The sequence below is a fragment of the Cupriavidus sp. H39 genome, from assembly GCF_050271075.1.
GTDB classification, from domain to species: domain Bacteria; phylum Pseudomonadota; class Gammaproteobacteria; order Burkholderiales; family Burkholderiaceae; genus Cupriavidus; species Cupriavidus necator_B.
Window position 1 is genome coordinate 1800564 of the sequence record NZ_CP189848.1, and the last position, 19523, is coordinate 1820086.

Annotated in this window: 21 protein-coding genes; 8 read left to right on the top strand and 13 right to left on the bottom strand. The window is 63.4% G+C overall.

Annotation, left to right across the window (positions count from 1 at the left end; genetic code table 11):
* Positions 1-15 precede the first annotated feature (15 nt).
* The gene (locus tag ACOCMH_RS23800; RefSeq protein ID WP_427309250.1) at positions 16-1002 is read right to left on the bottom strand and encodes an ABC transporter substrate-binding protein; all 987 of its coding nucleotides are present in this window, start codon (positions 1000-1002) and stop codon (positions 16-18) included.
* Between the two features lie 616 nt (positions 1003-1618).
* Between ACOCMH_RS23800 and ACOCMH_RS23805 the strand changes: the two genes are divergently transcribed.
* Positions 1619-2617, top strand: coding sequence for an isopenicillin N synthase family dioxygenase (locus tag ACOCMH_RS23805; protein WP_427309252.1), 999 nt, complete (start codon positions 1619-1621; stop codon positions 2615-2617).
* A gap of 117 nt (positions 2618-2734) precedes the next feature.
* On the opposite strand, the gene ACOCMH_RS23810 is transcribed toward ACOCMH_RS23805, so the two are convergent.
* Positions 2735-4087, bottom strand: coding sequence for a PLP-dependent aminotransferase family protein (locus tag ACOCMH_RS23810; RefSeq protein ID WP_427309254.1), 1353 nt, complete (start codon positions 4085-4087; stop codon positions 2735-2737).
* Positions 4088-4222: 135 nt separating this feature from the next.
* Here ACOCMH_RS23810 and ACOCMH_RS23815 point away from each other — a divergent pair, with 135 nt between their 5' ends.
* The 4 genes from ACOCMH_RS23815 to ACOCMH_RS23830 all read left to right on the top strand — a co-directional run bounded on the left by ACOCMH_RS23815 (position 4223) and on the right by ACOCMH_RS23830 (position 7021).
* Positions 4223-4627 carry a VOC family protein gene (locus ACOCMH_RS23815; protein WP_427309256.1) on the top strand — a complete coding sequence of 135 codons (405 nt, stop codon included), beginning with the start codon at positions 4223-4225 and terminating at the stop codon, positions 4625-4627.
* Positions 4628-4720: 93 nt separating this feature from the next.
* Positions 4721-5350: a LysE family translocator gene (locus tag ACOCMH_RS23820; protein ID WP_427309258.1), complete on the top strand. Its 630-nt coding sequence runs from the start codon at positions 4721-4723 to the stop codon at positions 5348-5350.
* Positions 5351-5446: 96 nt separating this feature from the next.
* On the top strand, positions 5447-6298 hold the full coding sequence (locus tag ACOCMH_RS23825) for a PhzF family phenazine biosynthesis protein (protein WP_427309259.1): 852 nt from the start codon (positions 5447-5449) through the stop codon (positions 6296-6298).
* Positions 6299-6448: 150 nt separating this feature from the next.
* Complete coding sequence (locus ACOCMH_RS23830) at positions 6449-7021, top strand: DinB family protein (RefSeq protein ID WP_427309261.1); 573 nt, start codon at positions 6449-6451, stop codon at positions 7019-7021.
* Between the two features lie 82 nt (positions 7022-7103).
* On the opposite strand, the gene ACOCMH_RS23835 is transcribed toward ACOCMH_RS23830, so the two are convergent.
* Positions 7104-8084 (bottom strand): LysR substrate-binding domain-containing protein, encoded by a 981-nt coding sequence (locus tag ACOCMH_RS23835; RefSeq protein ID WP_427309263.1) that lies wholly within the window; start codon positions 8082-8084, stop codon positions 7104-7106.
* Positions 8085-8196: 112 nt separating this feature from the next.
* Here ACOCMH_RS23835 and ACOCMH_RS23840 point away from each other — a divergent pair, with 112 nt between their 5' ends.
* Both ACOCMH_RS23840 and ACOCMH_RS23845 read left to right on the top strand, forming a co-directional pair.
* A complete protein-coding gene (locus ACOCMH_RS23840; protein ID WP_427309265.1) occupies positions 8197-8742 on the top strand; it encodes a DUF4863 family protein in 546 nt (181 codons plus the stop codon).
* An 18-nt stretch (positions 8743-8760) separates the two neighbouring features.
* Positions 8761-9456, top strand: a complete 696-nt coding sequence (locus tag ACOCMH_RS23845; RefSeq protein ID WP_427309267.1) for a nitroreductase — start codon at positions 8761-8763, stop codon at positions 9454-9456.
* Between the two features lie 480 nt (positions 9457-9936).
* On the opposite strand, the gene ACOCMH_RS23850 is transcribed toward ACOCMH_RS23845, so the two are convergent.
* From ACOCMH_RS23850 to ACOCMH_RS23875, 6 genes are all read right to left on the bottom strand, one after another.
* Positions 9937-10761 carry a tetratricopeptide repeat protein gene (locus tag ACOCMH_RS23850; protein WP_427309269.1) on the bottom strand — a complete coding sequence of 275 codons (825 nt, stop codon included), beginning with the start codon at positions 10759-10761 and terminating at the stop codon, positions 9937-9939.
* On the bottom strand, positions 10758-11651 hold the full coding sequence (locus ACOCMH_RS23855; RefSeq protein WP_427309271.1) for a Ku protein: 894 nt from the start codon (positions 11649-11651) through the stop codon (positions 10758-10760). Before ACOCMH_RS23855 ends, ACOCMH_RS23850 begins: the two co-directional genes overlap by 4 nt.
* Positions 11652-12025: 374 nt before the next feature.
* Complete coding sequence (locus tag ACOCMH_RS23860; protein ID WP_427313347.1) at positions 12026-12976, bottom strand: Bug family tripartite tricarboxylate transporter substrate binding protein; 951 nt, start codon at positions 12974-12976, stop codon at positions 12026-12028.
* 139 nt (positions 12977-13115) lie between these two features.
* Positions 13116-13877, bottom strand: a complete 762-nt coding sequence (locus tag ACOCMH_RS23865; protein WP_427309273.1) for an SDR family oxidoreductase — start codon at positions 13875-13877, stop codon at positions 13116-13118.
* Positions 13878-13899: 22 nt separating this feature from the next.
* A complete protein-coding gene (locus ACOCMH_RS23870; protein WP_427309275.1) occupies positions 13900-14055 on the bottom strand; it encodes a hypothetical protein in 156 nt (51 codons plus the stop codon).
* A 52-nt stretch (positions 14056-14107) separates the two neighbouring features.
* Positions 14108-15061, bottom strand: a complete 954-nt coding sequence (locus ACOCMH_RS23875; protein ID WP_427309277.1) for a 2-hydroxyacid dehydrogenase — start codon at positions 15059-15061, stop codon at positions 14108-14110.
* A 126-nt stretch (positions 15062-15187) separates the two neighbouring features.
* Between ACOCMH_RS23875 and ACOCMH_RS23880 the strand changes: the two genes are divergently transcribed.
* Entirely contained in the window at positions 15188-16309 is a 1122-nt protein-coding gene (locus ACOCMH_RS23880; RefSeq protein WP_427309278.1) for a citrate/2-methylcitrate synthase, read from the top strand.
* A gap of 150 nt (positions 16310-16459) precedes the next feature.
* Here ACOCMH_RS23880 and ACOCMH_RS23885 read toward each other — a convergent pair whose 3' ends face one another.
* The 4 genes from ACOCMH_RS23885 to ACOCMH_RS23900 form a co-directional block, all read right to left on the bottom strand.
* Positions 16460-16822, bottom strand: coding sequence for a VOC family protein (locus ACOCMH_RS23885; protein ID WP_427309279.1), 363 nt, complete (start codon positions 16820-16822; stop codon positions 16460-16462).
* Between the two features lie 27 nt (positions 16823-16849).
* Positions 16850-17947 carry an AmmeMemoRadiSam system radical SAM enzyme gene (amrS, locus tag ACOCMH_RS23890; RefSeq protein WP_427309281.1) on the bottom strand — a complete coding sequence of 366 codons (1098 nt, stop codon included), beginning with the start codon at positions 17945-17947 and terminating at the stop codon, positions 16850-16852.
* Between the two features lie 55 nt (positions 17948-18002).
* The gene (locus ACOCMH_RS23895) at positions 18003-18191 is read right to left on the bottom strand and encodes a hypothetical protein (protein ID WP_427309283.1); all 189 of its coding nucleotides are present in this window, start codon (positions 18189-18191) and stop codon (positions 18003-18005) included.
* Positions 18192-18526: 335 nt separating this feature from the next.
* On the bottom strand, positions 18527-19492 hold the full coding sequence (locus tag ACOCMH_RS23900; RefSeq protein ID WP_427309285.1) for an SMP-30/gluconolactonase/LRE family protein: 966 nt from the start codon (positions 19490-19492) through the stop codon (positions 18527-18529).
* Positions 19493-19523 lie beyond the last annotated feature (31 nt).

Sequence of the window (19523 nt, forward strand, 5' to 3'; positions counted from 1 at the left end):
CATGCGATGCGGTCTTCATGGCATCACCTTCAGGTCCTTGACGAACTGCGTGGTGTAGGCACGCTTCCAGTCCAGATCGGCCTTGAGCAGACCGACCTCGACCATGAAATCACGCGTCTTGCGCCAGCGCGCGTCGGTCATCACGCCAATGCCTTGCGTGGCGGCGTCCCCACCGGTGATCATGCGGAACTGCTTGAGCTTGTCCAGGCCATAGGCGAGCTGGTCGTCCTTCATGTTCGGGTTGTCACGCTTGATGAGCGCGTTGGCGGGCGCGGGGTCGGCCAGGTAGCTCTTCCAGCCCTCCATCGAGGCACGCACGAAACGGGCGATCAGATCCGGCTTTTCCCTGACGGTCTTGTCCATCGTCACGATGGTGGTGCCGTAGGGCGGGTAGCCATCATCGGCAAACAGGAAGAAGCGCGCCTTCACGCCTGCCTTGTCGGCGCTGAACAGCTCCGACGACGCGTAGGCCTGCTGCGCGGCATTGGGGTCGGCAAAGAACGGCTGCAGATTGAACGTGTAGACGCGCGACTGAGATTCATCGAGCTTGTATTTGCCCCGCAGCCACGGCCACCAGGTCGTGCGTCCAGAGGTGGAGACCAGGATGGTGCGCGTCTTCAGGTCCGCAAGGCTCTTCACGTCTTCATGCGTCATCATGCCTTGGGGATCGGTCTGCATTGAGGCGCCTACCGTGGTGACAGGCACACCCTGCTCGACGCTCTTGAGCACCTGCAGGTCATAGCCCATGAGAAAGTCTGCCTGGCCGCTGCTCAGGATCTGCATGCCGTTGACTTGTGGCCCGCCCATGCGGATCTGCACATCGAGGCCGTATTTCTTGTAGAGGCCGGTGGCAACGGCCTGGTAGAAGCCGCCATGTTCGGCCTGGGCGTACCAGGAGGTGAGGAAAACGACCTTGTCGAGTGCCAAGGCGCTGGCGGACCAGCAGGTGGCGGCAATGGCTGCCAACCCGAGCAGGCGGCGGAGCAAGAGGCGAGGTGTCATGGCGGGGCGCGGTTTGAGCTGTCGTTCAACACGCCTGCGTCCGAGCCGTCATGAGAGCCAAGCGGTTCAATGGATGCCGGGCATGCGTCATGAAGGCACGGCCTCGGTCCGAACTACCGGACACACAGGCGCGGCTTTCAAGAGCAATTTCCGGCTGTTCGCGCTGGTGATCCGGGAGCCGTTCGGCTCCTGGCGCGACAGTGAACGCTTCTACTCTTGCTCGTACTTCAGCAACTTCCATGCCATTCGCGGCGGCATATATGGGTGCCGTGCCCTTCGTGCCGACACGCCATCGGTGTGCATGTCCCGCCCGTTGCGGGTGCAGCGGGATTAAAGCTGGTGCGTCCACCGGGTAATTAGCCCTCACCTGAGGACCTCACTGCCTGGCGTGAACTTTGCACTGTTGCTGGCGAGAGTAGAAGCGTTCACCAGTCGCGGAGGTTGTGCCGGCTGGCCGGGAATTGCTCTTGAAGTCGGAACTGGTCGAGCCGCGACGGCTTGGCTTGCTTGCCGTTGGAGCTTCAAGACTGCTGCCCGGATCGCTTGCTCGAGCTTCCGCGCGTTGCCTGTTGCTCCCGGTCCGACACCCATCGACCTTCTTTCGCACGGAGCACATATGATTACGCTGACGGCCTCTCCTTACTCCCTGACCGAACTCGACAAGGAAGCCTGCATGGGCGGGCAGGGTTCGGAGACCCAGGCGCGTGAGGTCCGCCGTATCGACCTGTCCGACTTCGAGGCGCGCCGCACGCAGATCACTGAAGCGCTGTGGGCAGCCGCCACCGATGTCGGTTTCTTCCAGCTCGTCAACCACGGCATCGACCTGGCGCAGGTCCAGGGAGCGTTCGAGATGGCGCGGCGCTTCTTCGCCCTGCCGGAAGCCGTCAAAGCGCAGTACCCCTTGCAGCGGGCACTGAACAGCGGCTGGGAGAGCAAGGCACAGGTGCGCCCGTCCACGCGCACACACGACCAGAAGGAGTCGTACCAGATCACGCTGCCGCACATGGCGCCGCTGTGGCCGACCGAAAACGAGTTGCCGGCTTTTCGCGCCGTCATGCTGGCGTTCGAGGCGCAATGCTGGCAGGTCGGCATGCGCGTGCTGTCTTGCTTCGCCGAGAAGCTCGGCTTCGCTCGCGACTTCTTCACCCGCGCGCACGACCCGTCCCGATCCACCTACCAGAGCACGCTGCGCCTGCTGCACTACTTCCCAAGCGACCCCTCGGTGCCCTCCGGACTGTGGCGCGCTGGCGCACATACGGATTTCGACTGCCTGACGCTGCTATTCCAGCGCGCGGGCCAGGGCGGCCTGCAACTGTGTCCGGGCAAGGAGATGGAGGGCCAGGAATGGACCAGCATCGAGCCGGCGGATGACATCATCACCTGCAATATTGGGGACATGCTGATGCGCTGGAGCGATGACCGGTTGCCCTCCAATTTCCACCGCGTGCGCAACCCACAGCCGCACGAATACCAGGGCTCGCGCTACAGTCTGGCGTTCTTTTGCCAGGCCAACCGCGACGTGATGATCGAAAGCCCGTCCGGCAAGTACGCGCCGATCAGCGCGGAGGATTATCTGCGCCAGCGGGTATCCGCCAACTTCGAGCCGACGATGTAAGGATCCGGGCAGCCCCAATGCTTGGAGGCGGCGCCGGCCAGGGACATGCATTGGCAATGCGTCATTTCCCTGGGCACCGCCAAACGGCTGCACATCGAGCACTTGTCGTCGGCCATATCATTCTGGCCGACAAGCCGTGAGAAGCCTTGCCAATAGGGTGAGTCCTTCCGTCAGATCCTCGAAGGAAGGTCCACCAAGACAAAGACGGATTCCGCCCCTCTGATCATCGCCGTCGACCATCACGGCGTCTGGTGGCGTCACCCTGATGCCCAAGGAGGCAGCGGCTGTCGCGAAACGATTGGCGGCGTCGCGCGGCATCGGTAGCCACACGTGATAGGCATCGGGATGCGAGACAAGTGCGCTGGTGCCGAGTAGCGAGACGGCCAGGTCCGATCTGCGTCGCGCCTCATGAAGCAGATCCTGCTGGATCGGCTCAACCACGCCGCTGGATAACCATTCTTCCACTACGGCACAGGATAATGGCGAGGGGGCCATGGGTAAATCTTGCAGGACTTCTTCGGCAGCCGCGTTCATTCCAGCCGGTAGCGCGAGCATGCCGACTCTCAATCCGGGGCCGAGGGACTTCGACAGTCCATTGACGTGGAACACGATCTCGGGCGCCAAGGTCGCGAGTGCAGGGGCAGAGGAGGGGCTCAGCGCATAGACGCCGTCCTCGATGATCCAGGCACCCGCCTGCCGGCAGATATCGACGATTGCCTGCCTTCGCGCAGTTCCCATCGTGGCAGTCGTCGGGTTATGGAGCGTCGGTGTGAGATAGACGGCCCGGTTCCCGGGCGAAGCGATGCCATCGAGGGCGCTGGCAAGCGTTTCCGGCACCATCCCTTCCGCATCGATATCGATGCCCAGCATCCGATAACCTTTGCGCCGGGCCAGCGCGATGGCACCGGAATAGGTGATCCGTTCTGTCAGGATCACCCCTTGCGGGCCACAGGCAAGCTCGAAGGCCAGGGAAATGGCCTGGCGGGCATTACTCGTCAACACCAGATGCGACGGATCGACCGTCATGCCGAGGGTTTCGAGCCAGCTGGCCAGCAGGCGGCGGTGCTCCAGGTGGCCGGCGGGCGGGGCGTAGAGATTCAGGTGAGCCGCGTCGATCTTCCGTGCGATCGCGGTCAATGTCCGCGCCAGCAGACGGGCGCCAAGCATGGCCGGGGGCGCATTGGACGAGAGATCAATCTGTCGGTCCTCACCTGCCTGGCGGATCGCCACGAACGTCCCCCGACCCTTGACACTGCGTGCCAAGCCTCGCCGTTCGAGCGCGGCGTAGGCTTTCGTCACCGTACCAAGCCCAATACCCAGCTTCCAGGCAAGATCGCGATGGGCGGGCAGGCGGTCTCCGCCCCTGAGTCGGCCCTCGATGATGTCGCCGGCCAGAGCCAGCCCCAGCCTTTCAGCGAGACTCGCCTCGATGTCTGCCAGGCGGGGCACCCAGGGGGATTGAAGCCGCATTTTTACGATCCGAATGAATAGTGTCACGTGACACTATTTCAATAGCCAGCAAGTGTAATGCGAGTTATGGTACAGGCCGAACTCTGTACATGACAAATTCAGCCCGACCGTCATTGCGGGCCATCGGAGAGCCGGATGTTCAGCCATGTCACGGTGGGAACGCGAGATCTTGAGCGCGCTGGCAATTTCTATGATGCGGTCCTCGCTCCGCTCAGACTGAGGCGGCGCATGGTCACGCCCGATGGCGGGCCTCCGTCGCTGTGCTGGGTGACACAGGCAGCGCTGTTGCCGCGCTTCTATGTCTACAGCCCCCACAACGGCGAACCGGCGACGGCGGGCAACGGCAGCATGGTCGCCTTTCTGGCCCCGTCCGAAGCGGCCGTGAAAGCGGCGCATGCCGCGGGTCTTCTGCATGGCGGAACCGATGACGGCGCTCCCGGACCGCGTCTGCACTACGGCGACGGCTATTTCGGCGCGTATCTGCGCGATCCCGATGGCAACAAGGTCCACATCGTCCATCGTGGAGATCTCCCGCAATAGCGCGGAAGCCGACCCCGGACGTTTTAGCTTTAACGCAAAACTTTATCCAAAACCCGTTTGCCCTTTTCGGGATGCGTTCCAGGTGAATTTTCAATGAGTGGTAGTCAGATCGCGCTGGTCTATGGCACCTATCTCCTCGCCATCGCCAGTCCGGGGCCAAGCAACATGGCGATCATGGGAGCGGCGATGCGCGACGGCCGCATATCAGCCCTCGTCCTGGCGGCCGGCGTCATGACAGGCTCGCTGTTCTGGGCAACCCTGGCCGCGACCGGCATCTCCGCCGTGCTGGCCGCGTATGCCCAGGCGCTTTCCCTCATCAAGGTCATTGGCGGTGTCTATCTGCTCTACCTGGCGTTTCGCGCGGGCAGGTCCGCCCTGAAGCCGGTTTCGGACTTCGCGGGCACGGACGCAGGGCGGGCGATGCCACGCTATCGGTCTCTCTACCGGCAAGGCGTCCTTATGCACATCGGCAACCCCAAAGCCATCATGGCATGGACGGCGATCATGTCGCTCGGGCTCCGGCAAGACGCCCCGAGCGGCACCTTGCCGGCGATCATCGGCGGCTGCGCTCTTCTCGGCGTCATCGTGTTCGGCGGCTACGCGATCATCTTCTCGACCGCCCCGATGATTGCTTTCTACACCAGAGTCAGGCGTTGGATCGAGGGGGGATTGTCCGCGCTATTTGCGGTCGCGGGAGCGAAGCTCCTTGCATCGCAGAGCTGATGTCCCGGCGTGTAGACGTCGCTATTCGATGGATCAAAATTGACTGGCTACTCCGTCCGCGCCTGCCAGTGCCGCCATGAACCAGAGGAATGATTGATGAGCTTTGTCGTCCAGATGGTCGACGTCTTCGGCTCCGCGCCGGCTTCCGGCAACCCGCTGGCAGTGATCCTTGGCGCCGATGCGCTGGAGACGGACGAGATGCAGCGGTTGACGCGCTGGTTCAACCTGTCGGAGACGGCCTTTCTGCTATCGCCCACAAATCCGTGCGCGGACTACCGGGTCAGGATTTTCACGCTGGACAGGGAAATGCCTTTTGCCGGACACCCGACACTCGGGAGTTGCCGTGCCTGGCTTTCGACCGGCGGCGAGCCGAAGCAGCAGGCCGAAATCATCCAGGAATGCGGCGCAGGGCTGGTTACCGTTCGACGTGATCAGGGACGGCTTTCCTTTGGCGCTCCGCCGCTGATCCGATCCGGCACGCCCACCAACGATGAACTGACCGAGGCGCTGCAGTTTCTGGGGATCGAACCATGCGACGTCGTGGATGCCGCCTGGATCGACAACGGCCCCGGATGGCTGGGGATCAGGCTGGCCTCGGCGGAGAAGGTGCTTTCCCTCAACCCGGCACGAAGCTGGCCACGCAGGATTGATGTCGGCGTCGTCGGCCCCCATGCCGGCGGTGATGCAGCGTTCGAGGTTCGCGCTTTTTTTAGCGATCATCTGGGGACAATTGTCGAAGACCCTGTGACAGGAAGCCTTAATGCCTCGCTGGCGCAGTGGCTGTTTGCCGCAGGCGTGGTTAAGGAAGCCTATGTCGCCGCCCAGGGGACCCGCCTCGGTCGAAAGGGCCGCATTCATGTGAGCCGCGATGAAGCCGGCCGGATCTGGGTCGGCGGCGAAACCCGCACCCATGTCGAAGGCCGGCTGCGAGGCTTTTCAGCGCCGTAGGCAAGCTGCATAACGCATCGTGGCAAGCCAGCTTGCAGGCGCCACTTGCCTGTGCGCCAAGCCGTTCAGGCCACCACCAGGAACCACCCGAATTAAAACGGATATCGGCCTTCTCGACCCGGCCAACGTTTGAAACAAGGAGTTATCCGCATGCCCGCGGTCCCACAGATCCAGCCATCCCCCGCAGCCGCCGTTGACGCCGCGCCACCGGCTTCGGCCGCAGACACCTTGAAAATGCTAGTGCGTTACAAAGAATGGGCGAACGAACTGACCTTCAGGAGCGTGATGGAGCTGCCGGATGGCGAGGCTCTCCGCCCGCGGCCGACGCGGTTTGGGAACATGGTCCACACCTTGAACCATGTGTACGTCGTGGACGACATTTTCAGGCACCATCTGCAAGGCAGGAAACATGGCTACACCGCCCGCAACACCGAGCACACCCCACCGGTTGGTGACCTGTGGCAAGCGGTTCAGGAGATGGACCGCTGGTATATCGATCTTGTGTGCAAGTGGTCGAACGAGGATTTAACCAAGGCCGTTCATTTCGAGTTTGTCGGCGGGGGAGTGGGGGTCATGACACAAGAGGAGATCGTGCTGCATCTCGTCAACCATGCCACCTATCACCGCGGCTTCGTCGGCGACATGATGAATCAGGTTCCCTTTACGCCGCCGTCAAACGATCTGCCCGTCTTCGTCAGGGATCACTATCGCAAGGCTCGGTGAAGACTGTTCCCGGCACGGACGCCTTCCTGAAGGTCAAACAACAATCGCTGGCCGCTTGCAGCTACGGGGGCGCAGGCCACGATTACTCAAGCGCCTCTTCAGCGGCCCGGGCCGTCTTCGCGATCATCTCGCGCAGCCAGACATGACCCTCGTCGTGGTCGTCGCGGCGATGCCAAACCGCGCGCATGGTCTCGCTTCCCGCCTGGTACGGCGGGGGCCGGCGAATCAGGTCACCGCTTTTTGCCAGTGCCAGGGCCAGGGATGCGGGCACAATGGACAGCATGTCCGTATCGCGAAGCAGCGCCGGAATGGCGAGCGCGTGCGGGACGGTGACTCTTAGCCGCGGAACCTGCTTCGATTCAAGCAGTGCCATCTCCAGCGCGCGCCGGTCGAACATCTCCGACTGGCGCGCGAGTCCTCGCTCGATGATAAAGCCGCCTACCGCGCCTTCCTCTTCGCCGCCCACGGACAAGGTGACAAGCGAATACTTCGCCAAATCGCGCAGTGTGAGCTTCCGGCGGGAAGCAGGATGTCCCTTGCCCATCAAGATGGATTCCCCCTGGGACATCAGCGTTCGCGAGTTCAGACGCGCTGGCACCTGGGCAAAAATGCCGAGGGCAATATCGATGCGTCCCAGGTCGATCTGCTCGGCCAGATCCAGCCGCGTGGATGGCCGGATGACGAGGTCGACGCCCGGGGCCGCCTTTTGCAGCGCGCGGGACAACGGCGCAACGATCACCTCAGTGACATGATCGTTCGCTGCCAGGACGAAGCGCCGTCTCGATGCATCGGGGGAAAACGGCTTCACGCCCAAGGCGTCCTCGATGCGGCGCAGCGAGTCCAGCAGGATCGGCGCCATCGCCGTGGCGCGCCCGGTCGGCACCATGCCCTTTCCCATGCGCATGAACAGCTCGTCGCCAACCAGCTCGCGCAGCCGTCGTAGCGCGTGGCTGACGGCCGATTGCGTGAGATTGAGACGTTTGCCCGCCAGTATCAGATTGCGATCCTCGTAGACAGCCTCGAATACCTTCAACAGGTTCAGGTCCATGCGGCCGATGCTCATGATGTCGCTCCGACAGTTGAATGCCATTCATTATGAAAGTGTAAAGACATCAATTCCATTCAATTCTTGCTTGGCGCATGATGAGTTCAAACCTTGTGACAGGAAGCGAACCATGACCGAAGGCCTCATCAAAGATCGAGAAGCGCTGATCGAGCGCTGCATACCCTTCCTTGAGGAAGTGAAGGACCTGACCGCCGGCACCGCGGTCGAGCGCTGGCTGAACCACACCTACGGACCCGGCAGCGAACTCTATGAAACCCTGTCAGGCCTGGTCAGGAAGGGGGTGGAGGAGGGTTGGGCGGCGAACGTCCAGATCGATGGCCCGACTTACCGCCGCAGCCGCATCGCGGCGCCTTCGGAGCGCACGCTTCACTTCAGCATCACCGCTGTGTACATGGATAGCACCGGCAATCGGCAAGGGCACCCTGACCATCGATTCAGGGGGCAATACCACGGCCATCCTTATGGGGAGTTCAACATGGTTGTGCCGCTGGCTCCCGGCGCCGCCCTGAACGGGCCCAATGGCTGGTGCTCCGGAGGCTGGACCGCCCCGGCGCCAGGCAGCCATCACTATCCGGAAGCAAAAGGCGGCGCCGTTATCGCGCTGTTCTTCCTGCCGTCAGGCCGGATTTCCTACCACGATGTCCCGCAGGAGTAGTCCCTGGTGCAGGCAACAATGGAATGGTCCCAGCAGGCGGTGGCGAGATGCGTCGCCACCGTCATCCGCTCCCGGCGGTCGGTTCGTGCCTTCAAGCCTGAGCCGTTGCGCCGAGAACTCGTGGAAGAGATCCTGGGAGACGCAGCCACCGCCCCGAGTGGGGCCAATATCCAGCCCTGGCGAGTGTATGTCGTCAGCGGCGCGGTCAAGGATGAATTGGCCAACGCCCTGGTCGCTGCCTGCCGCGCCGGCACCGCATCACCACCCGCACACTTTCCTGAGCCGTTGCCGGACGTGTTTCGCGCGAGACTGACTGATTTCGGCGCGCGTTACTACGGCTCGCTCGGGATCGATCGCGACGACACCGCGGCGCGCATGCACCAGACCGAGCAGAACTTCTCGTTCTTCGGCGCGCCGGTGGGTCTCATCATCAGTATCGACCGCAGACTGAAGCCGCACAGCTGGGTCGACATCGGCCTTTTCGCGCAGAACCTGATGATCGCCGCGAAAGCGCGCGGCATCGACACCTGCCCGCAGGTTTCCTTCGCGCCGTTCCATGACCTGATCGCTGCGCACCTGCAAATGCCGTCGGAGGAAGTCACCGCCTTCGGTATATCGATGGGATATGGAGACCCGCAGGCCCGGGTCAATCAAACAAGGATGCCGCGGGAGCGTGTCCAGGACTTCGCGCGGCTCTTCGGTTTTCCGGCCTGAGACTTACGTGAGCGTCCATATCGGGTCTTGCGCGGATTCCGGCCAAAGAGCTTGGTCCGAGCACAGGTCTCGGCCGTGAGTCTAACGGGCATTGGTGCCAGCATTTAGTGCTGAAGCACGGAATTGTCCGATTTTGAATCGGCAGCACATTCTGCTGTGCAGCCGATAGAGTCATCCCTCATCAACGCGATCCAGCACCGGCTCTCCTTAATGTCCCGCACCGTCTGGATGATCCTGCGGCGCGGGCCCTTCATCGCCGCGGCTTGAAACGGCGGATGCACTGCGAGAGAAAAAAAGAGGTCCGGATACATCGCGCCAAAAAGCACCAGGCCGCCAGCGGGCCCGACCTGACACGCCGCTGGGGGCGGTGACCTCAAAACAGGCAACCCGGTGTCCATGCACCACCTGAAAAACCACGGAGACAACCAATGAAACTTCGACGACGCCTGCTTGTCATTGCGCCGGCAGTCCAGAAACCGTTCACCGATCCGGGCGTTCGAGTTTCCGATACTGATTGAAGTGCCGAATCGCCTTCTGTATGTGGCCGAGTTCCTGATGCAGGCGCGCGGCATTGTAGTGTGCGTCGGCGTCCCCCGGCGCCAGTTCGATACTGCGCTCGTAGGCACGCAGCGCGGCCTGGGTGGCACCGGTATCCTCGAGCGCGACGCCGAGATTGAAGTGCAGTTCGGGCTCGTCGGGCAGCGCGGTTAGCGCGGCTTCGTAGAGCAAGATCGCTTCGTCAAGCCGCTGCTGGTCGGCGAGCAAGCAGCCGAGATTCAGGTAGGCATCGAGCATCCCCGGACAAAGTGCCACGGCGCGCTGGTACGCTGCCTCCGCGCGCCGGACATCGACAGGCTCGATCGCTCGACCCTGCGCCAGGGCTGCATCCGCTGCGGCGTATGCCGGCTCCTGCCGTCTGAACTCGGTGACCCTGCGGTCCGCGTCCTCGCCGGCCTCAAAGTCAATGAGCCGCTGGCCCGATTCGACGATCCAGGCGCCATGGTGGTCCCGGGCGGATACCTTGCCGCCGCACGCTCCCACGCGGACTGCCGCCAGATGCCGGTTGGGCTTGAGCCGTTCGAGGTGACGCAACGCGCGCAGGATCTGCGCTGGTGTGATCCGAGCCCGATGCAGGGAAGCCGCCGTGCGTATCAGCACCGTGTCCTGGAAGGAAAAGACGTATTCACCGTGCCGGCCCCGTGTCGGGGTCACCAGGCCCGCGGCCACCAGGCCGGCGACCAGGCGCCGCGACACCCCCAGTCGGGCCTCCAGTTCCCGCATGCTCAGGCCTTCGCTGCGCTTCACGCTGATTTCTTCGTGGTGCGTCGGATCGGCGTAGGCTCGGCTGGCGCCGCGCCCCGCCTGGCGGATTTGCGCGCGGGCGGGTTCTGCGCGGACTTGCCCTTTGCCGCCGGTGTTCCCTTCTTCGACAGGCTGGCGCGCAAGGCATCCATCAGGTCGATGACCTGGCCGCCGGCATCGGCTTCCACCGGTTCTGGCGCGACGATATGCTTGCCGGCGATTTTCGCGTCGATGGCGGCGAGAATCCTGGCTTTTTCTTCATCCTGGTACTGGGTCGGATCGTATTCCTCTTCGGAGGCCTGCTCGATCAGCTGGATCGCAAGCTTCAGTTCGGCGTCGGAAACCGCCGCCTCTTCGATATGCAGTTCCGCGATGTTGCGCACTTCGTCGGCGAACAGGAGTTGCTGGAATACCAGCCCGCCCTCGATCGGGCGGATCTGCACGATATGCGATTTGCCTTTGGAAGCCCATTTGGCAATGGCGCAGCGTCCGGTCCTGGACATGGCCTCGCGCAGCAGGCTGTAGGGCTTGCCACCGCGCTTGTCGGGCGCGATGAAATAGGCCTTGTCGTAGTACAGCGGATCGACGCTGCGCTCGGGAATAAACGCGACGATATCGACCATGTGGCTGGCGCTTTCTTCCAGTGCCTTGAGTTCGTCCGGCGCGAACGTGACAAAGCGGCCCTTCTCGAATTCATAGCCCTTGATCATGTCGGCCCGCTCGACCACCTGCTGGGTCTGCTCGGAAATGTACTGCTGCTTCACGCGCGAGCCTTCCTTGCTCAACAGGTTGAAGCGGATCGCTGAACTGGCCTCGGTGGCGGTGTAGAGCTTGACGGGTATCGACACCAGGCCGAACGATAACGACAGGGAGGCGAGGGATCGGGCTGCCATTGGATGTCTCCCACAAGGCGATGCACGTCAGTTCAGCTTAACCGCTCGATGGCCTGCGTCAAAGTCTGGCATGTTTGCCAGTACGCCTGCCACGGATCCGCGAACTGGAAGCTCAGATACTAGCGCGCATTGCGGATAGTCCATTGCGCGCCACTTTTGAGCTTCGAAAGTTGCTTCCACGGCACCAGTAAGCTATATGCAGTCGTTCGGGCTCGGTTGCCTGCGGCATCGCCAACCATGAGATCAATCGCCAGCAAACTTCCTACAGCAGCAATGCCAGCTTCTAAGGGCGCCGTGACGTACGGCTCCCAGGGCGGGGGCTCGGCGGCGCATCGGATGGGCGCGTACGCCTCCGGCAGATTGCTCCGGTTTGATTACTCGGGCTGGATCGCCGCTTCCTTGACCACTTTGCCCCACTTGGCCAGGTCCGACTTGATCAGCGCCGCGTACTCCTGCGGCGTACCGCCTTGCACGTCGATGCCGGCCGTTTCCAGCTTGGCGCGCACTTCAGGCAGCTTCAGCACCGCGTTGATCTCGGTGTTGAGCTTCGCCACGACCTCCTTCGGCGTGTTCGCCGGTGCCAGGAAGCCGCCGTTGGTGTTGGCGTCGTAACCCTTGAGGCCTTGTTCTTCGGCGGTGGGTACATTGGGCAATGTCTTGGATCGCTTGCGCGTAGACACCGCCAGCGCACGCACATTGCCCGACTTCACCTGCTCCTGAATGGCGCTGATCGTGTCGATGTAGAGCACGGTACGTCCGGCGATCAGGTCGGGATGCGCTGCGGACGACCCCTTGTAGGGCACCAGCAATACCGGCGCGCCGCTGACCATGCGGAACATCTCGGCGGCCATTTCCTGCGCACTGCCGCGGCCTGACGTGGCCACCTTGGCCTCGGCGGGGTGGGCCTTCATCCAAGTCACCAGTTCGGGCACGGTCTTCACCGGCAGCTTGGGATAGACCGCGAACACCAACGGAATCTCGTGCGTATATACGATAGGCTCGAAGCTCTTTTCCGGATCCCAGCTCAGGTTCTTGAACAGGAACTTGTTGATGTTATGGCTGCCGCCGACGATGCCGATGGTATAGCCATCGGGCCTGGCGTTGGCCAGCACCGCCGTGCCCAGGTTGTTAGATGCGCCCGGGCGATTCTCGACGATAAACGGCTGGCCGAGCTTGACCGATAGTTTTTCGCCTACCACACGGGCGACGAGGTCGATGCCGCCGCCCGCCGGTGCTGGCACGATGATCGTGACGGGGCGGGTGGGGTAGTTGCCTTGGGCCGAGGCCATGGCGGGCACCCCCATCATGGCGGCGCAGGCAGTCATCGCCCCAATCAGGGTCGTGAGCGTTCGGGTGGGGATTTGCATGGTGTGTCTCCATCGGGATGCTGGTTAACTTGGGTCAACTCTGTGGGCGTCCCACGGATGCGAAGCCGTGGTGGCGCGGTAATTGGTCCGTTCTGTATCAGCCGCGGCCGACGAACGGCATGGCGCTGGCCATGACGGTCATGTTGAGCACGTTGGCGTCCAGCGGCAGCGACGCCATATGGCGCACGGCATTGGCCACGTGGCTGGCATCCATCATCGGCTCTGCCGCCATGGTGCCATTGGCCTGCAGCACGCCGCGCGTCATGCGTTCGGACAACTCGGTGAGCGCATTGCCGATATCCACCTGGCCGGCAGCGATATGGAAGGCGCGGCCATCAAGCGCCAGCGCCTTGGTCAGGCCCGTGACAGCGTGCTTGCTGGCTGTGTACGGCGCGGTGAACGGGCGCGGCGTGTGGGCCGAGACCGAGCCGTTGTTGATGATGCGTCCGCCTTGCGGCGACTGACGGCGCATCAGCGCGAACGCGGCGCGCGCACACAAAAATACGCCGGTGACGTTGGTGTTAATGACGTTGAACCATTGGTCCAGCGGCAACTCATCCATCGGCACCGCTGGCGCGTTCACACCCGCGTTGTTGAATAGCAGGTCGAGCCGGCCGAATTCGCGCTCGATGCTGTCGAACAGCGCCTGCACGCTCGCGGGATCGGTCACGTCGGTCGGCACGGCCAGCGCCGTCCTGCCACGCGCGGCGGCGTCGGCCACCAGCGTCTGTAGCGGATCGGCACGCCGGCCGGCCAGCACCACCGTCCAACCATCTTCCAGCAGAGCCAAGGCGGTCAGACGGCCGACGCCACTGCCGGCGCCAGTCACCAGCGCGATTTTTCGGGAGGGGTTCAACATTGTCTCCATGTTGTGTCAGGTGCTATGCCTGGGTGACCGTCAGCATGATCTCGCCGATGCCGGCCACAGCTGCGTGAATCACGTCGCCCGGTTCCAATGGCGCGACGCCTGACCGGCGATCGTTGCGGCCGATGCAGACAACGCGACGGATCGGGAGATACGCAGTGCTGTGCGTCATGGGCAAAGTGCTTGGCGCTGGCGGTGGCATGACGAAATCCATCATGGCGAAGTCAGGTGGTCAGGCTCATTGTGGGGCGCTTGCCGGCCAGTGCTTCGGCCACGCTGTCCAGCACCATGCGCGCCATGGCACCGCGCGTTTCCCACGTGGCGCTCGCGCGGTGGGCTTGCAGCGTGGTGCGGTCCGACTGGCGCAGCGTCAGCGGCACGCGCGGTTCATCGACAAAGACGTCCAGGCCCGCCCCCGCAATGCTTCCGGCTTCAATGGCCGCAGCTAGGTCGGCCTCGTTGACCAGGCGGCCGCGTGCCACGTTGATCAGGAACCCGCGCGGGCCGAGCGCATCGAGCACGGCTGCATTGACGATGCCTTCGGCCTTGTCAGCGGCAGCGCAGAGCACCAGCGCATCGCTGTCGCGTGCCAGGTCGATCAAGTCGGCGACGAAGGTATGCGTCACGTCGTCCATCGCGCGCAGATCCGTATAGCGGATGGGGCAGCCAAACGCTGCAGCACGGGTGGCCACGGCACGGCCCACCCGGCCCATGCCCACGATGCCGACGCGCATGCCGCTGAAGCGGCGCGCGAGTGGAATAGCGGACGGCGATGGCTGCATTTCCCACTGGCCGTCACGGACAAAACGGTCACCCGCGCAGAGGTTTCGGCACGCCGCGATCAGCAGGCCGATGGCCAGATCGGCCACGTCTTCGGTCAGCGCACCCAATGTGGCGGTCACGGGCAGTTGACGCTCGCGGCAATACGCCAGGTCGACGGCATCGGTGCCCACGCCGTTGACCGCCACCACTTTCAGTGCCGGCAGCTGTTCCAGCATCTCTCGGGAGATCCCGGTGTGACCGCCAGTGATGACGGCTTCGATAGACGGGCCATGCTGTTGCAGAAAGGCGGCTGGATCCTCGATCTCGAAGTACTTGTGCACGCGGTAACGAGCGGCCAGTTCTTCGTTCGCGGCGGGAATCAGGATGGGGTTCAGTTGCAGGATCTGAGGCGTCATATGCGTGGATGTCGTGGCTGAGCAGGTGGATGCATCGTAGGCAATAGTTGATTAACCACGCAATCTTGATATATAAAATCAATATAAATTGACGGGGGCAAGCAACAAGTGGGAACGTGGATATCCATGGAAGAGGCGTGTTCGCAGCTCGGGGTGAGGCCGCAGACCGTTTATGCCTATGTGAGCCGGGGCAAGATCGAGGTCATGTCCGACCCGGCCGATACGCGCCGCAGTCTGTACCGCGCAGAGGACGTGGCAACGCTGGCCAGGCGCAAGCAGGCCGGCCGCAAGCACGAGACACTGGCCGCCAACACGCTGTTCGGCGCAGAGCCCAGCATCCCCACGGCCATCTCTACGTTCGTGCGCGAGCGGCTTTACTACCGGGGACACGATGCGGTGACGCTGGCCGGATCGGCCACGCTGGAAGAGGCCGCGAATCTGCTCTGGGAGGCCGCGCAGCCCGTGGATTTCTCGTCGCCGGCACGTGTCGGCCAGCCGGGCCGCGTAGCGGCGTTCAGGGCCCTGGCGGAGCTGGCGGCGACGGGACATTCCACGCATGGCCGCATGACGCGCGTGCTGCATGGCGAAGCGCAGGGGCTGGTGGGACTGCTGGCCAACGCATTTGGCGCGCGGCCTGGCACGCAACCCTTGCATATGCGGCTGGCACAGGGCTGGGGTCAGCCCGCGGTGGCGGAGTTGTTGCGCACTGCCATGGTCCTGTTGCTCGATCACGAGTTGACCAGTTCGGCGTTTGCGTCGCGCATCGCTGCGTCAACGGGTGCATCGCTGCCGGCGTGCTTGCTGTCCGGGCTGACCACGCTGTCCGGGCCTTTGCATGGCGATGCATCGGGCCGCGTGAAGGCGCTTTTCAGTGAATTGGACCGGCAGGGCGAAGACGAGGTGCTCGCCCATCATCTGTCCACCGGTCAGCCGCTGGCTGGGTTTGGTCATCACCTGTATCCGGATGGCGATCCGCGCGCGACGGCGCTGCTGAGCCTGTTCGATCCGCCGCCCGTGATTGCGCGCTTTGTGGAAAAGGCAACGCGACTGACCGGTTTGCAGCCCAATATCGACGTGGCATTGGCGGCGCTGGTCACGCACTATGATTTGCCTGATGACGCGGCTTTCGGCATGTTTGCCACGGCGCGCAGCGTGGGTTTGCTTGCCCACAGCCTGGAGCAGTTGAACGTCGGTCAGGTGATCCGGCCGCGGGGCCGCTACGTGGGCAAGGTGCCCGAGCGAACCTGATGCTTGCTGATCAGCAATGACCGCCGACACTTCATGCGACTCGCCCTGGCGGGCGGCGCAGCGACTACGCTGTCGTGCCTGTCCCCGGCATATCCTGGACGTGACCGCCTGCCCCGGCTGGGTTTCGCGGGAGCCCGCGAAGGCGTTGGCTCACCCCACCAGCCGTTTCGCAAAACTCAGCTCATGGCCGTCGGGATCGCTGATATGGAAATACCGCTCGCCCCACTCGGCATCGCGCGGGGCGGCCTCGGGACGCAGCCCGTGTTCGAGCGCCCGTTGGTGGATGGCGTCGACATCGTCGACATGGAAAATGACGCGTCCCCACCATGACCATTGCCGGCTGGACGGCTGCGCAATCAGGTTGAGATAACCCGTGCCGACGTGGAAGCTGGTGAATTCCGCGTCGGCGCCTCCATAGCGGATCTGGAATCCGAGCGCCTGGTAGAAGGCAACGGCTCGTGACATGTCGTGGGTGGCGAGTGTCACGGCATCGATCGAGGAAATCATAGGCATTGGCGTGTTTAACCGGACTAGATCAGACTAGATCCCGATTTGCACCGGAATCCGCCGCCGCCCGAACTGGCGCTCGAATTGTCCGAAGCGACCGGCAATCGGCGCAAAGCATTCAGGACAGGTTCCCGCAGCAGTCAACCGATAGCTTTCGATCGCATGCCAGTCGCGCACAATCAGCGGTGCGTGGCATGCGGGGCAAGAGGTCGTGTCACCGGCGGTGTCATGGACATTGCCGGTGTACACGTAGTGCAGCCCCTCTGCCAGTGCGAGCTTGCGGGCACGCGCAAGCGTCGTGCAAGGCGTGGGCGGCACGTCGCGCATCTTGTAGTCGGGGTGGAATCCCGTGAAGTGCAGCGGTACGTCGGTACCTAGTTCCCTGGCGATCCACCGGGCCTCGGCGCGAATCTCGTCATCGCTGTCGTTCTTGCCCGGAATGAGCAGTGTCGTGATCTCGAACCAGACCGCGGTTTCGTGCTTCAGGTATTGGAGCGTCTCCAGCACTGGCTCCAGGTGGGCCCCGGTGCACGCAAGATAGAACGCGTCGGTAAAGCCTTTCAGGTCGACGTTTGCCGCATCCATCTTGGCGTAGAAATCGCGCCGCGCCTGCGCGCCCATATAGCCGGCTGTCACCGCCACCGCCATGATGCCCAGTTCGTGGCAGGCATCGGCCACGTCCATCGCATATTCGGCAAAGATCACGGGGTCGTTATAGGTGAAGGCGACACTCTTGCACCGGTGGGACGCTGCGGCTTCGGCGATGGCTTCGGGCAGCGCTGCATCGGCCAGCGTGTCCATCTCGCGCGATTTGCTGATGTCCCAGTTCTGGCAGAACTTGCATGCCAGGTTGCACCCCGCCGTGCCGAACGACAGGACCGCGCTGCCCGGGTAGAAGTGATTGAGTGGCTTCTTTTCGATGGGATCGATGCAGAATCCCGAGGAGCGGCCATACGCGGTGAGCACCATTTGCTTGCCGGCCCGCTGGCGCACGAAGCAGGCACCGCGCTGCTCGTCATGCAGGCGGCAGTGGCGTGGGCAAAGGTCGCATTGCATGCGGCCGTCGTCCGCGAAATGCCAGTAGCGGCCCGGGTAAGGGCCGGAATGCCTGGGATTAGGGGTCTGCTTCATGGCTCTGTCCCGCACTGGAACTGACTGCACCGGGTGCCGCCCGCACGCTTGACGCTTAATCCTTATGTGCCTTGTGGACGGCCGTTACCGACAACACATCCAGGTCGAAGAAGGGACTGTCCGGTGGCGGCGGTGACACTCCCGCGCCCCAGTTGGCGATGGCGAGCTTGATGTACTCAGCCATCTGCTCGTCGGAAACATCCCTGGGTTGGTCGATCATGACGACATAGCGGCGATTGCTCATGGCAGGTCCTTGGTCTGGCCCGTGACGGCATTCATCCCCGGTACCGCGTGAGGATGCGCCAGTGACCTCCATGGTCGCTGCTGGGAGGGCGCATCGGCTGAGTTCAGTATAGGTCCCCTGCATGCGCCAATGGCGCGCCGGTCAGCGCTGCGCATCCTCGCCGCGCTGCGCCCGAAGCCCCGAAATGAACGTTCTGACTTTCATCATCCGTGGCGAATCGATTCATCGACAGCGACATGGCGGCGCATGTGCACCTCTGCGACAAGCTTGCCGAGACAGGGAACGAACGGGTGGAGGTGTTCCGGCTCTTGCTTGCTTCGGGCGCGCGGCTTGAGTCAGTCCAATCCGCCGAGGCGAACCAGATTCGATGCTGTCGGGGGCGGGCCCTCATACCAATGGTATGCGATGAAGCCGCCGTCGTTGATGGCGAAGGGGCCGTCGTCGCCGTCGCGCCAGGCCAGCGCGGTGTTGCCGATCAGTTCCGGGCCGATGCCGGGCACCTCGGACACGAGGCGCTCCGGCGTGATCTTCATTACCTCCTTGCGGTGCGTCGTGTAGTAGAGGTTGCCCCCGGGCGAGAATACGAAGTCATCGGCGCGCACGGGTTCGGCAAAAACCTCCACGCCGCCGCCGGGCTTCAAGTCGTCGCCGATGCGGATGCGCAGCATGGTGGCGCGAGCGGTGTTCGACACGTAAAGGTGGCCGCGATGGATCTTAAGGCCGTTGGCTGCCGGCGTGGGCAACTGAAACCCGGCCGGCGCATCGAGCGCGTCGTCCCGGATGAAGGGCGAAACCCGCCCGGTCTTCACATCCAGGTGCCAGATCACGCCGCCGCGACCGTCGGCGATGAGCACGCGTCCCGGCGCGAGCAGCGTCATCCCGTTCAGGGCCCTTGCCTGGTCGACCTTGAGCAGCGGGCGCGGCACATCACCGGGCGCCTGGCGGTAGACCCATTGCGTGGGCGGCGAGGTCTTGCCGGTAATGCCAGCCTCCGCAGCGCCAAAGTACAGGGTCCCGTCGGTGTCGAAAACCATGCCCCACGGATGCACGTCGAGTTGTGCGTGGACCGAAAAACCCTTGTCGTCGACGTACTTCAGGATCTGACGGGCCCGGAAGTCCGTGACATAGAGTGCCCGGTCAGGTCCGACGGCGATGCTCTCAAGGAAGGAGGGCGCCGATTGCTGGGCCACCACCATCGGTCGCACGGTGCGGTCGCTTGCCGCTGCGGACTGAGCGCGAAGCGGAAGGCTGTGGCCAAGGAGCGCAACCAGGCAGGCCGCGCAAATTGTGCGTCGGTTCATCGTCTGTCTCTCATGGTTCTGGCGGGAGGCA

Excerpts from the sequence above, each read along its gene's own strand:
- ACOCMH_RS23900 (WP_427309285.1), bottom strand. The coding sequence starts at position 19,492 with ATGAACCGACGCACAATTTGCGCGGCCTGCCTGGTTGCGCTCCTTGGC.
- ACOCMH_RS23865 (WP_427309273.1), bottom strand. The coding sequence starts at position 13,877 with ATGTTGAACCCCTCCCGAAAAATCGCGCTGGTGACTGGCGCCGGCAGT.
- ACOCMH_RS23855 (WP_427309271.1), bottom strand. The coding sequence starts at position 11,651 with ATGGCAGCCCGATCCCTCGCCTCCCTGTCGTTATCGTTCGGCCTGGTG.
- ACOCMH_RS23840 (WP_427309265.1), top strand. The coding sequence starts at position 8,197 with ATGACCGAAGGCCTCATCAAAGATCGAGAAGCGCTGATCGAGCGCTGC.
- ACOCMH_RS23880 (WP_427309278.1), top strand. The coding sequence starts at position 15,188 with ATGGAAGAGGCGTGTTCGCAGCTCGGGGTGAGGCCGCAGACCGTTTAT.
- ACOCMH_RS23800 (WP_427309250.1), bottom strand. The coding sequence starts at position 1,002 with ATGACACCTCGCCTCTTGCTCCGCCGCCTGCTCGGGTTGGCAGCCATT.
- ACOCMH_RS23845 (WP_427309267.1), top strand. The coding sequence starts at position 8,761 with ATGGAATGGTCCCAGCAGGCGGTGGCGAGATGCGTCGCCACCGTCATC.
- ACOCMH_RS23825 (WP_427309259.1), top strand. The coding sequence starts at position 5,447 with ATGAGCTTTGTCGTCCAGATGGTCGACGTCTTCGGCTCCGCGCCGGCT.
- ACOCMH_RS23870 (WP_427309275.1), bottom strand. The coding sequence starts at position 14,055 with ATGACGCACAGCACTGCGTATCTCCCGATCCGTCGCGTTGTCTGCATC.
- ACOCMH_RS23820 (WP_427309258.1), top strand. The coding sequence starts at position 4,721 with ATGAGTGGTAGTCAGATCGCGCTGGTCTATGGCACCTATCTCCTCGCC.
- ACOCMH_RS23810 (WP_427309254.1), bottom strand. The coding sequence starts at position 4,087 with ATGCGGCTTCAATCCCCCTGGGTGCCCCGCCTGGCAGACATCGAGGCG.
- ACOCMH_RS23875 (WP_427309277.1), bottom strand. The coding sequence starts at position 15,061 with ATGACGCCTCAGATCCTGCAACTGAACCCCATCCTGATTCCCGCCGCG.
- ACOCMH_RS23835 (WP_427309263.1), bottom strand. The coding sequence starts at position 8,084 with ATGAGCATCGGCCGCATGGACCTGAACCTGTTGAAGGTATTCGAGGCT.
- ACOCMH_RS23805 (WP_427309252.1), top strand. The coding sequence starts at position 1,619 with ATGATTACGCTGACGGCCTCTCCTTACTCCCTGACCGAACTCGACAAG.
- amrS (WP_427309281.1), bottom strand. The coding sequence starts at position 17,947 with ATGAAGCAGACCCCTAATCCCAGGCATTCCGGCCCTTACCCGGGCCGC.
- ACOCMH_RS23895 (WP_427309283.1), bottom strand. The coding sequence starts at position 18,191 with ATGAGCAATCGCCGCTATGTCGTCATGATCGACCAACCCAGGGATGTT.
- ACOCMH_RS23815 (WP_427309256.1), top strand. The coding sequence starts at position 4,223 with ATGTTCAGCCATGTCACGGTGGGAACGCGAGATCTTGAGCGCGCTGGC.
- ACOCMH_RS23860 (WP_427313347.1), bottom strand. The coding sequence starts at position 12,976 with ATGACTGCCTGCGCCGCCATGATGGGGGTGCCCGCCATGGCCTCGGCC.
- ACOCMH_RS23830 (WP_427309261.1), top strand. The coding sequence starts at position 6,449 with ATGCCCGCGGTCCCACAGATCCAGCCATCCCCCGCAGCCGCCGTTGAC.
- ACOCMH_RS23885 (WP_427309279.1), bottom strand. The coding sequence starts at position 16,822 with ATGCCTATGATTTCCTCGATCGATGCCGTGACACTCGCCACCCACGAC.